Below are 12,446 nucleotides of genomic sequence, written 5' to 3' on the forward strand. Positions count from 1 at the left end.
CGGCACTTCGTCGTGCTGCATGCGAAGGGTTTGCGGCAACTGGGGTCGGCAGATCATGGAGAACTTACGATGGCAGGTGTGCAAGTCGGCAACCGGATAATCGGAGCGGACGCCCCCGTCATCGTCGGCTGGGAGAATATCGGACGCGTCGAAGGAGGACCGCTGAAACGCGCCTTCTTCACCTATTTCCAGCCCGCCATGCTCTTCGGCGCCATCGCCTTTTTCTACTGGGCGCCAAACGAATGGGCCGTGGCCTCCACCGCCTTCGCTTTCGGGATCGTCTTCAAAATCTTCCTGCTCTGTTTGGAGTGGATCAATCCGCGCTACGACAGCTGGAAGCTGACGTGGAAGGAATTCGCCACCGACGTGTTCTATGTCGGCATGGGCTACACCGTCGTGCGCATGATCGAGGCCTATTTCGGTGCCGATGTGATAACTTCGGCCGTCCAGGGAGCGTTCGACTGGGACAAGTTCGCCTGGTTTCTGGCAATGCCCCTGATCGTGCAGGCGCTGGCGATCTCGCTGATCTTCGAATTCGGCCAGTACTGGATGCACCGCGGGATGCACAATTGGTATCCGCTGTGGCTGACCCACGCCCCGCATCACTACATCACACAGCTGAACATCAATAAGGGCGCGGTCGGGCATCCGATCGAACTCGTCCTGATCGGCCTGGGTGTCGGCGGCTTTTTCGATTTCATTCCCCGCGCCTTCCTCCTGGCCGGCGCGATCGGAATGACCGTGGGCGTTTATCAGCACATCAACGTGCGCTTCAACACGCCGCGCTGGTGGCGCTACATCTTCAACACGACGGAACATCACAGCGTTCACCATTCGCAGGATTACCAGGCGACCCGCAGCAATTACGGCGCGAACTGGATCATCTTCGATCGCATGTTCGGAACCTGCATCGACGGCGAAGCGGAAAAGCTCGGCATGGAAGGCGGACGGCGCATGGATATTCGAGAGACCATGCACTTCCCCTTCAGCGAGGGCATGAAAACGATGAAAACGCGGTTCGGCAACCGCGCAAAGGCAGGACCAGAGGGCGAAGTAGAGCCGGCGGAATAAGTCGGCGATCGACTGCCGTCCCAGATAATGTGGGGCATTTCGAGAGGCTGGATCGGATGACCCGCGCTTGCGGGAACGGGGAAGCTTTGCCCGGCGACGAGATGGATTGGAAACGAGAATGACATTCAGGATCGCGATCGAGGAATGAGCGGGGGGCTTCGCCTTTTCGAGCGCATCTGGCGCGTGCGAAGCTCTCTGCCACTCGAAGAAGATCTTTCTACTTCGCAGGTGTTCGAACGCCTCGATCCATTGTTCCAGACCCCGGGGACCGAGGTGGATATCGCCGGCGACACGCTGACCTATTCCAAGGCCAACCCCGCCGCGCAGGACAAGCTGGCGACCTTTACCAGCGGCACCCTCACCGTGACCGAAAGGGAAGGCGCGCCCGCGCTCGCCTACGATGTGCGCAGCACCGCTTTGTGGGTCTGCTTTCTCGCTCCGCTATTCTTCGCGGGGATGGCGCTGCTCGCGATGGGCCTGAATACGCTCGACCCGGTTGACCCCGATCGCGATCGCAGCGCGCAGGAAGAAAGCGAGGAGGCGGAGCCCCCGCGCGAACTGCACTGGATCGACCAGATGCTGGGCGCGCCCGCGCCCGAAACCGAAGAGGAAAAGGAGCGCCGCGAAGCCGAGGAAGGGGAGGACGAGGAGGAAGCCCATGACTGGATACCCGGCGCGGTTCTGGCCGTGATGTTCATAGTCATCTTCGCCGTGGGCCGCGTGCTCGAGCCCTACCTTCTCCGGCGAACCTTGCGAACCGCCCTGCGCGGAGGCTTCGTAGCGACGCCCGAAGGGCCTCGCTTGCGCGAAAGCTTCGATCAGCGGGACGATTCCGACAAGACGCCCAAAGACGCGGCCGCAGAAGCCGCGCCAGTCAACGAGAACCGGGAGAGGAGGACAATTTAGCGCAAAGGGGGAAATTTCATGACCACCGATCGTCCCGCAACATCTCGCCACGCGGTTCTGATGGCATCCTTGCTGTCGGTTTCGGCAACGGCACTTTCGGCATCGCCGCTTGCCGCTCAGGATATCGAAGCGACGCAGGATACGCCGAACGGGGACGACATCGTCGTGACCGGTTCACGGCTGAAGCGCGATCCGAATCTTGGCTCCGCCTCGCCCGTCGTGACCATTACCGCCGAAGCGCTGCAGGGCGGCGCGGACGTTACCGAGGGACTGCGCGAGATACCCGCATTGGCAAGCTCGGTCACCAGCGCACAGACAATTGACCCCGGCGAACTCGATTCCGGCGCGTCGATCGGCGCGGCGACGTTGAACCTTCGGGGGCTTGGCGCGCAGCGCACCCTCGTTCTCGTGAACGGCCGCCGCCATGTTGCGGGCGTAGCGGAAAGCGCGATCGTCGATGTCAACTCGATCCCGCCTTCCCTGATCGAAAGCGTCGAGGTGCTGACCGGAGGCGCCTCGGCGGTGTATGGGGCGGATGCCGTTACCGGGGTGGTCAACTTCGTCCTGCAGGACGATTTCGACGGCGTCGAGGTCGGCGCGCGCGGCGGTATCTCGGACAATGGCGACGGCGAGCGGTTCGAACTGTTCGGAAAATTCGGCAAGAATTTCGGCGACGATCGCGGCAATTTCGTGATCGCGGCGGATTACAGCCGCGATGACGGGCTGCGTTTCGGCGACCGCGAGCAATATCGCGACGGGAATATCAGCGCCGACGGACCAAACCCCTTCCTGCGCTTTCAACAGGGCGATCTCGGCGGCACGGATACGCCCAATTTCAACGCCTTCTACCGCCCCGAAAACGGTCGGTTCCCCTTCGGCTTCCGCATCCCTCAGCCCGGCAGTTCGGACTTCGACGCGATCTTCTCAGGTGGTGTCGCACCCACCGCGGCCGAACAGGCGCTGATCGACCGGGCAGTCAACGCGCCAACGCGCTTCATCGGATCGCAATACCAGTTTCAGATCACCTCTGCCGGCGGCGTGATCATTCCCGCCGACTTCCTCGATCCCCAAACCGACATCAACAGTAACGGCATAAGCGACTGCCTCGAAAGCTTCACCGGCTTCAACGGCCTGTTCGATTTCGCAAACGCCTTCGGTCTCGCCGGAGGGTGCTACATCAATACCGAGAACGGTCTGGAAGTCGTTCAAGACGGGCTAATCGCGAGCGACTTCAACGCGTTCGGCGGCAATCAGGTGATCTTCGACAACAACGCCTTTCTCGTGCCCGAGATCGAACGTTTCGCGATCAATATTCTCACGGATTACGACATCTCGGACAATGCGAACGTCTATTTCGAGGGCAAATATGTCCGGCAGGAAACGACCTTCGGCACCGTCCAGAACAGTTTCTACGATCTTCTGTTCGTCGCCCCGGACAATCCGTTCATTCCCACCCAGCTGCAAGGCGTGGCGGACAATGCGGGCGGGCTCTACATCACCCGCGATCCGACCGATCTCGGACCGAACATCGATGAAAATCTAGCCGAAACTTACCGGTTCGTCGGCGGCATCAACGGCGAGCTGAGCGATACGATCACCTTCGACGCTTCGGTCAACTGGGGGCGCTACGAAACGGTCGAGACGAACAACAACAACGTCCTGCTCGACCGGTTCTTCGCGGCGATCGACGTGACGACGGATGCCAGCGGCAACCCGGTCTGCCGCAGCGAGCTCGATCCGACGGTCCGCTCGCCTTCGACCATCTTCGGGATCCCCACCGGCCAGTTCGGCTACCTCACCTTCGAGCCCGGACAAGGTCAGTGCGCGCCCGCCAATCTGTTCGGGGTAAACTCGATCAGCGCCGAAGCGGTCGACTTCATCACCGCGACGACGATCAACCGCTTCGAGACCGAACAGCTCGTCATTCAGGGTTTGCTGACCGGCGACACCAGAGCGTTTCTGAACCTGCCCTATGACGCGATCGATTTCGTCGTCGGCCTGGAATACCGGGACGAGCGCAGCTTTTCCCAGTTCGATCCGCTGGTCCGCGGTATTTTACCGGTGACCACCGTCGACGGGGAGGCGGGGCAATTCGTCGGCGACATTCTCGATGCCGACGGCAACCGGATCTTTCCGCAGGATTCGCTCGCGACGCCGCCGGACGTCTTTCAGGCCAATTCGGGCGGGCAATTCGACGTCTTCGAGATTTTCGGCGAGATCGGAACCACCCTGGTCGAAGATGTGCCGGGCATCAACGAGCTGCGGCTCGAAGGGGCGGCGCGTTACGGCGACTATTCGACCGTAGGCGGCGTGCTGACCTGGGCGGTGAACGGCTTCTATTCGCCGGTCGAGGACGTCCGCTTTCGCGGCACCTTCTCTCGCGCGGTGCGAGCGCCGAATATTTCCGAATTGTTCGCTCCGCCGCAGGGGGTGGGCTTTCGCCCCTTCGATCCGTGCGACCAGACCGAGATCGATCGTCTCCAGGCCGACGGCGATCCCAACATTCAAAACCGGATCGCCAATTGCCGGGCGGACGGCATCCCGGTCGGCTTTTCCGATCCGCTCAGTGCGCGCTTCACCGGCACGATCGCGGGCAATCCCGACCTGCAGGAAGAGACCGCCGACACCTTTACCGTCGGCGTGGTGTTGCAACCGCGCTTCGTTCCCGGGCTCAACGTCACCGTCGATTACTACCAGATCGACATCAGCGATGCGATTTCGCTGCCCGATCCGCAGGACGTCGTCGACAATTGCTACGACAGCGCCACCTTCCCGAACGATTTCTGCAGCTCCTTCACCCGCAACCGCGACCCGGCTTCGGCGCAGTTTCTGGGCTTCAACTCCTTCACCCAGCAACAGATCAACTTCGTGGCCATCGAGACGGCGGGCATCGATGCGGCGATCAGCTACGGCTTCGCGATCGGGGAGCACGATATAGGCCTATCCGCGATCGGCTCGTGGGTGGACAAGGTCGACTTCTTTTTCGATCCGACCGACGACACGAATGTCGATCCCGAATTGGGCGAAATCGGAAGACCGGAATGGTCCGGCCGCGCCTCCGTGAATTGGGCGTTCCGCTCCTTCAGCCTTGGCTACACGCTGCAATATCTGAGCGAAATGACGCTCGGCGATGTCGAAATCGAGACCGTCGATGCTCAGTTCGGCGAGGTGGGCTTTGCCGACGAATATTTCATTCACGATCTAATCGCGTCCTACAGCTTCTCCGACGATCGTTTCGAAGTGTTTGGCGGGGTGAACAATTTTACCGACGAAAAGCCGTTCATTACCGAGCGTGCCTATCCGGTGAACCCGATCGGACGGTCCTTCTTCCTCGGCGTGCGCGCTTTATTCTGAGAAGTCTGCCGGGGCGATCCGGCAGCGGAGCCCGACGCCACCGCACCCGGTTCGCCGCCAAGTCGTATACAATCGTCGGTTGAAGAATGCCTTAAGTTAGCGTAGCACAGCCGATTGTATACATCAGAGAGGTCGGGCCTGCATGTTGCGCTATGAGTGAGGCGTCGTCGAATGCTTACGATGTGATCCGCCGTTCGATCATGGAAGGCGATCTGCTCGCCGGGCAAAGGTTGCGCGAGGCCGATCTCGGACGTTTGTGCAAAGTGTCGCGCACGCCGATACGAGAGGCGCTGAGACGTCTCGAAAGCGACGGTATCGTCTCGATCACGCCGAATTCGGGCGCGGTGGTCACCACGTGGAAGCCCGACGAATTGCCGGACCTCTTCCTGGTCCGCGCGACGCTCGAAGGAATGGCCGCACAATTCGCCGCGCAGCGCCGCAGCGAGGGCGATCTTCATGCCCTGACACAGCTCGTCGAGGCGATGGACGAGATGGTGACAAAGGCGGGCGATTTCCCGCTCGGTGATGGCGCTCTTGCCCGAATCGCCAACATAAACCGCGAATTTCACGACACGGTTCTCAGTGCCGCGCGCAGCCGGGCGCTCCACGACACGGCGCGCAGATTGCTGGACGCCTCGGTAATGCTGCGCAGCTTCACCGATTACGACCGTAGCGCTCTCGAACGCAGCTGCGCCCAGCATCGCGAACTGACCGAGGCGATCGCCGCGCGCGATCCGGAGCGAGCTTGCGCGGTCATGCGCGCCCATATCCTTGCCGCAAGAGGAGGCGTTCTCGCGGAGGAATGAAAAGGGGCCACCGGACATAACAGATACCCAGCCGGCGGCCGCGAATTGAAGGGAGAGACCATGAGGAACCTTGCATCTACCGGACTTGCCGCGCTTGCCTCGGGGGTTGCGCTTTCGTGTTTGTCCGCACCCGCCCTTGCTCAAGAGTCGCCTGCCCAGGACACCGAAGGCGTGCCTTCGCCCGAAGCGGACGAACTTGTGGGGCCGGGGATCATCGTCACCGCCCGCCGCCGCGAGGAATCGGCCCGCGACGTTCCCATTTCGCTCAGCGTTTTCGGGGAGCAGGAATTGCTCGAGACCAATGTCGAAGGTCTCGACGATATCTCGCTCTATACGCCCAATCTCGTGGCCAGCTGGGACTTCAACCCGCAATTCACGACCATCTCGATCCGCGGGCTCACCTCCAACACGTCCAATGGCGGTATCGACCCGAGCGTCGGCGTCTTCCTCGACGGGGTCTATCTCGCGCGGCCCGAAATGTATTCGACCGAACTGGCGGATATCGAACGGGTCGAAGTGCTGCGCGGACCGCAAGGCGCGCTCTACGGCAAGAACACGACCGTCGGCGCGATCAACATCATCACCCGCGAGCCGAGCGACGTGTTCCAGGGCCGGGTCGATGCAACGATCGGCAATTTCGATCAGCGGCGCGTGCGCGGCTGGGTAAATGTTCCGATAAGCGACCAGGTCAGCGGGCTCGTATCAGGCTTTGTCCACCGGCGCGACGGCTTCACCACCAATACGGTCAACGGAGAGGACCTCGGCCGCACGGATTCGCAAGGGGTCCGGGCCAAGCTGCGTGTCGAGCCGACCCCCACACTCGATATCACCGGCACGGTCGAATATTACGAAGATGATGCGGACGGAACGACGGGGGATTTCTTCATCCTCAGCCCGCTCACCGGATTGCTCGAGGGCGACACCAATCCGCGCGACTATCGCAATGCGGTGAACGACAACGAGGTCGTCGCGCGGGAGAGCTACGGCTACACGCTGACCGCCAATCTCACCGCCTCCGACGACATCACGATCACATCGATCACCGCCTATCGCGAACTCGATTTCGACCTCGTCTTCGACTTCGACACCACGCCCGCGCAATTCATCCAGTCGGGCAAGATCGAGACGCAAAGCCAGTTCACCCAGGAATTGCGCGCGGCTTCGGATTTTGCCGGGCCGTTCAATTTCGTGGTCGGCGCGTTCTATCTCGACAGCGAACTCGACCAGTTGACCGAAACGGTCATCGGCCCAGCGCTCATCGATTTTGAGCTAGTGCGCCAGCGCCCGTTCCTCCAGAACACGTCGTCAATGGCCCTGTTCGGCGAATTGAGCTGGCAGCCGACCGACAGGCTGCAGATCGCGGCGGGACTTCGCTACACCGCCGAAGACCGGGACGTCGTGACCTCACAAAGCGGGCTCGACATTCCGACGTTGGACGAGGAGCGGCTGGCGCGTTCGGAAACCGATCTCTCGCCCACGCTGACCGTGACCTACGAGGCCTCGCCCTTCGTCACCCTGTTCGCCCGCTATGCCCGGGGGTTCAAATCGGGCGGCTTCAACGCGGCGACCGTCGAAGGCGACATCACCGATTTCTCCGGCACAGAATTCGAAGAGGAAACGGCCGACTCCTGGGAAGCGGGCGTCAAGGCTGTTACCCCCGACGGGCGTCTCGCAGTCAATATCGCGGCCTTCTACACCCTCGTGCAGGATTTGCAGGTCTCGGACTTCGATGGCGACCAGATCGTGGTGCGCAACGCGGCAGAGGCCGAAAGCTACGGGATCGAAGCCGATTTCAACTGGACCCCGATCGACGAATTGCTGATCGCCGGCTCCGTCGGTTTCAACCCGACCCGCTATGTCAGCTATCCCGACGCGCCGGGCAATCCGCCCATTCCGCCGAACCCGCCAACACGCGATCTTTCGGGAGAACCCCTCTCGCGCGCGCCCGAATTCAATGCATCGATCCGCGCACGCTACGAATTCGATCTCCTGGCCGGCAGCTACGCAGCGGTGGACTACACCTATCTGTCTGAGCACTTCCTCGGCGCGGAAATCGATCCCGCCAGTCTTCAGGACGATTACGGCCTGCTCAACGCGCGGATCGGCGTGAACATCGTGGACGACCTCGAGGTAGCCGCCTGGGCCCGGAACCTGACGGACGAGTATTACTTCACCGCCGTTGCCGCCCCGTTCGGCGATGTCGGGCGGATCGGCTGGCCGGGTCAGCCGCGCACTTACGGCGTCGACGTCATCTTCTCGTTCTGAAGCGATGAGCGACGAGGCATCGGCTGGGACTGCCAGCGTCCTTCGCAGATGGCAGCGATCGGTCTATGGACTGCCCTATCTTGGCTATTCGATCGCAACATTGCCGGTTGCCGCGTTCATCCCCGCCTTCTACGCGTCGGAAAGAGGCCTCGAGCTTGCAGCCGTCGGCGCGCTGCTGGCGCTGACCCGGCTGAGCGACGTAGTCACCGATCCTTTGATCGGCTGGCTTTCGGACCGGCTGCGCACCCCGATCGGTCGGCGCAAACCCGTCATCCTCGCGGGGCTGCCCTTGCTGTGCCTGTCTGCCTGGATGCTGTTCGTGCCGCCGCAGGATGCGGGCGCAGCGCATGTTTTTGTATGGTCCGCCCTGCTCTATCTCGGCTTCACCCTCGTCGACCTGCCCTTCAAGGCGTTCGGGGCGGAATTGTCGCCGCAATATGACGAGCGCGCGGAGCTGGCGGGATGGCGCGAAGGCTTCGGGCTGCTGGGAACGGCGCTCGGCCTCGTGGCGGTCTTCGCTCTTACGCGCGAGGGAGAGGGGTCGCTTGGCGAGCAGCTTTACGTTCTGGCGCTTATCGCCGTTTGCGCGACGCCGCTCCTGTTTCTCCTGACTCTTACCGCGCTGCGCGAGCCCCGGCCTCCGGGCCAGGCGAGCCGCGATTTGTCGTTCGGCGCGAAGTTCCGGGTGATCTGGCGCAACGGACCCTACCGCAGGCTGCTTTTCGTGTCGCTCGTGCTTGTCGCGAGCGGCTTCGGCGCCGCCGCGCTGACCGCGTTGATTCTCGACCAGATGTTCGGGGAGGCGCAGCTCTTTCCCGTCCTGCTGCTGGCCGAGCTGATCGCCATGGTCGCCGCGATCCCATTCTGGCTGTGGCTGGCGAGGCGAACCTCCAAGCATATGAGCGTCGCGATCGCGGCGGGATGGGGCGGGCTGATCAGCCTGCTCATGCCGCTGATCGCGCAATCGTCGTTCGAGCTTTTCTTCGTTCTCGCCGTTCTCAAGGCGATATCGCTCGGCGCGATCACCGTGCTCCTCAACGGCATCGCGGCCGACGTCGTCGATCTCGATGCGGCCAGGACCGGCGAGGAACGCACCGGCATCTACTTCGCCTTCTGGGGAATGGTGAACAAGGGCGCGGTGGCATTGGGCGTGCTGGCGGCCACCAACATGCCCGCTCTCTTCGGCTATTCCGCGAGCGCCCAAGGCGTCACGAATGCCGGCGTGTTGTTGTGGGTCTACGGGCTGGCGCCGGCACTGGGCCTTTTGCTGTGCATCCCCGTGCTTTGGAATTGGCCGCTGACGAGAAAGCGACAGGAGCGCCTTCGCAGTCTGATCGATCGCCGAAATGCGCGCATCGTGCAGTTCGGGGCGGCGCCTTGAGGGCAGGCACACGCGCAATTCGAAGCCCTGCTGGACGTTCCGTCGCCGCGTCTCTGTCGACAATCTTTTCAACGCAGCAGAATGCGCAACGGTTTTCCGCGCAGAAGCAAAGCCATCCGCTGATTTGGAAGAAAATGGAGCGGGCGAGGCGATTCGAACGCCCGACCCCAACCTTGGCAAGGTTGTGCTCTACCCCTGAGCTACGCCCGCTCACTGGCGCCATGACAGAGTGGCTAGTTCAGCATTCTCTGCCGGGGAGGCGGCGCAGTTAGCAGCGGTGCATCCGGCTCGCAAGTCCAAATGCCTCGCAGGTCCAAAAATCGCAGTTTATCGCCGCCGATGCTGGCCAAGCCCGCCCCTACGCTTCACAAGTCGGCAATAGGCCCCACATTGGGGCGAAGCGGGGCGAAGCGCCCCACGCCGGTTGTCCGGAGCAACGACAGGAGCACGACCTTGGCCAGTATGGGTCTGAACATCGAAGAACAGAAAGCCGTCGAGACGTTTCGCAAGGAGGTCGTCGATCCCTCGCAGACGAAACTCGTCATCGTCGATTTCTGGGCCGAATGGTGCGGGCCGTGCAAGGCGCTGACCCCGGTGCTCGAGAAGGTCGCGGCGGACTATGCCGAAAAAGGTGTGGTGCTGGCAAAGATCAATGTCGATGAGCAGCAATTCATAGCCGGCCAGTTTCAGGTCAAGTCGATCCCCACGGTTTACGCGATGTTCCAGGGCCAGCCGGTCGCCGATCTCACCAATGCCCGTACGGAGAGCCAACTGAAACAGCTCCTCGATCAGTTGCTGGCGCAACTGCCAGTCCAGGCTGGCGCCGATGGCGGCGGGGCGGGACAGCAGGGTCCTTCGCCGCAGGAGATCGACCAATTCGTGGCCATGGGCGAGACCGCACTCGGCGATGGCGATGCGCAGCGTGCGGCGGGCATCTTTTCGCAAGTCACCGAATTCGCGCCCGACAACGCCGCCGCGCATGCCGGGCTGATCCGCGCGCTCGTCGCAATGGAGCAGGTCGACGAGGCGCGGCAGGTTCTCGCCTCTGTCGAAGCCGATCCGCGGCTTTCGGGCGATCCGGCCATTGCCGCGGCGAAGAGCGCGATCGAGCTCGCCGGAATACAGGTCGACGAGGGGGAGCTGGCGGCCCTGCGCGACGCTGCGGCCGCTTCGCCGGACGATATGGACGCGCAGTTCGCCTATGCCGAAGCCGCCTTCGCCGCTGGCCAGCGCGACGCTGCCGCGGACGCGCTTCTTGGCATGATCGAGCGGGACCGGGAATGGAACGAGGGCGCGGCGCGCGCCAAGCTGCTGCAGATTTTCGAGGCGACCGGGCTCGAGGACGAGTGGGTCGTCGCTACTCGCCGGCGACTATCGAAAATTCTTTTCGGATAGAGCCTGAGCGCCCATGTCCACTCGCCTTTCGATCTTTCCGCTACCCGGCGCGATCCTCTTTCCCGGATTGCAATTGCCGCTTCACATCTTCGAGCCGCGTTACCGCGCGCTGGTAGGCGATGCGCTGGTGCGCGATCGGCGGATCGCGATGATCCAGCCTCAGCGCGCTGTCGAAGGCGCGCCACTCTACAAGGTCGGCTGCGTCGGACGGATCGGCGAGATCGAGGCGATGGATGACGGGCGCTACAACCTGATCCTGGAAGGACATGCGCGCTTCCGCCTCCGCCGTGAGCTCGATGTGGCCACCGCCTTTCGCCAGGTCGAGGGCGATCTGATCGAGGACGACGCGGACGAGACACTGAGTCATGCACAGCGCGGCGGCTTCGAACGCGAGGCGCGCGCTTTCGCCGATGCGCAGGGGTATAGCGTCGACTGGGATTCGGTCGAGCGGCTGGACGACCAGTCGCTGATCAACGGCGTTTCGCAGATCGCGCCGTTCGATCCCGCTTCGAAACAGGCGCTGCTCGAAGCGGACAGCCTTACCGACCGCTGCGAATTGCTGGTCCAGCTGATGCAGTTCTTCGGCCGCGGCGATCCGAGCGAAGAGATCACCACGCTGCAATAAGCATGGGGCCCTAGCCCGCCCCGAATGCCCCGCGCAGCCCGTCGATCACATATTGCGCGGCCAGCGCCGCCAACAGCACGCCCAGCAGCCGTGTGATGACCGCCTCGACCTTGTCGCCGAGCAGGCGGATGAGCGGTCCGGCAGCGACCAGCGCGGCGGCGGTGATGGCGAGCACCAGGCCGAGCGCTGCGAACACTTCCACCGTTTCGGCCGGCGTTGCCGCCTCGTTCATCAGCAACATAATCGCCGCGATCGCGCCCGGCCCCGCCAGCATCGGCATCGCCATCGGGAAGACCGACACATCTTCGACCTCGCTCGCGCTGACCTTGTCTGCGCGTTCGGTGCGCCGCTGGGTGCGTTTTTCGAACACCATCTCGAAGGCGATGAAGAACAGCATCAGCCCGCCCGCGATGCGGAAACTGTCGAGCTCGATGTGGAGCGCCGCCAGAAGGTCTTCGCCGAAGAACGCGAAAATGAGGAGGATGACCGCCGCGATGGCCGTCGCGCGCAGGGCCATGATGCGGGCCTGCGCGTTGGTCGCGTGTTTGGTCAGCCCGGCATAGATCGGGGCGCAGCCCGGCGGGTCGATGACCACGAACAGGGTGATGAAAGCGGAGACGAAGAGTTCGGGCAGCATGGCAGC

At 62.7% G+C, this 12,446-nt stretch carries 9 protein-coding genes and 1 tRNA gene; 8 read left to right on the forward strand and 2 right to left on the reverse strand.

Features of this window, described 5'->3' with window-relative positions; genetic code table 11:
- Positions 1–69 precede the first annotated feature (69 nt).
- The 6 genes from V2I30_RS03060 (at position 70) to V2I30_RS03085 (ending at position 9,783) form a co-directional block, all read left to right on the forward strand.
- Positions 70–1,071, forward strand: coding sequence for a sterol desaturase family protein (locus V2I30_RS03060; RefSeq protein WP_330660598.1), 1,002 nt, complete (start codon positions 70–72; stop codon positions 1,069–1,071).
- Between the two features lie 144 nt (positions 1,072–1,215).
- A complete protein-coding gene (locus tag V2I30_RS03065; RefSeq protein ID WP_330660599.1) occupies positions 1,216–1,977 on the forward strand; it encodes a hypothetical protein in 762 nt (253 codons plus the stop codon).
- 18 nt (positions 1,978–1,995) lie between these two features.
- Positions 1,996–5,331, forward strand: a complete 3,336-nt coding sequence (locus tag V2I30_RS03070) for a TonB-dependent receptor domain-containing protein (RefSeq protein ID WP_330660600.1) — start codon at positions 1,996–1,998, stop codon at positions 5,329–5,331.
- Between the two features lie 152 nt (positions 5,332–5,483).
- Entirely contained in the window at positions 5,484–6,137 is a 654-nt protein-coding gene (locus tag V2I30_RS03075; protein WP_330660601.1) for a GntR family transcriptional regulator, read from the forward strand.
- 171 nt (positions 6,138–6,308) lie between these two features.
- On the forward strand, positions 6,309–8,402 hold the full coding sequence (locus V2I30_RS03080) for a TonB-dependent receptor (RefSeq protein ID WP_330660602.1): 2,094 nt from the start codon (positions 6,309–6,311) through the stop codon (positions 8,400–8,402).
- 4 nt (positions 8,403–8,406) lie between these two features.
- Positions 8,407–9,783: an MFS transporter gene (locus V2I30_RS03085; protein WP_330660603.1), complete on the forward strand. Its 1,377-nt coding sequence runs from the start codon at positions 8,407–8,409 to the stop codon at positions 9,781–9,783.
- Between the two features lie 135 nt (positions 9,784–9,918).
- Here the strand turns inward: V2I30_RS03085 and V2I30_RS03090 are convergent.
- A tRNA-Gly gene (locus V2I30_RS03090) sits at positions 9,919–9,993 on the reverse strand.
- 252 nt (positions 9,994–10,245) lie between these two features.
- On the opposite strand from V2I30_RS03090, the gene V2I30_RS03095 reads away from it, so the two are divergent.
- Both V2I30_RS03095 and V2I30_RS03100 read left to right on the forward strand, forming a co-directional pair.
- A complete protein-coding gene (locus V2I30_RS03095) occupies positions 10,246–11,178 on the forward strand; it encodes a tetratricopeptide repeat protein (protein WP_330660685.1) in 933 nt (310 codons plus the stop codon).
- A 13-nt stretch (positions 11,179–11,191) separates the two neighbouring features.
- A complete protein-coding gene (locus tag V2I30_RS03100; protein WP_330660604.1) occupies positions 11,192–11,803 on the forward strand; it encodes an LON peptidase substrate-binding domain-containing protein in 612 nt (203 codons plus the stop codon).
- A 10-nt stretch (positions 11,804–11,813) separates the two neighbouring features.
- Here the strand turns inward: V2I30_RS03100 and V2I30_RS03105 are convergent, their stop codons facing one another.
- The gene (locus V2I30_RS03105; RefSeq protein ID WP_442896893.1) at positions 11,814–12,440 is read right to left on the reverse strand and encodes a MarC family protein; all 627 of its coding nucleotides are present in this window, start codon (positions 12,438–12,440) and stop codon (positions 11,814–11,816) included.
- Positions 12,441–12,446: the final 6 nt, after the last annotated feature.

Source organism: Erythrobacter sp., from assembly GCF_036351135.1.
Classification (GTDB): domain Bacteria; phylum Pseudomonadota; class Alphaproteobacteria; order Sphingomonadales; family Sphingomonadaceae; genus Erythrobacter.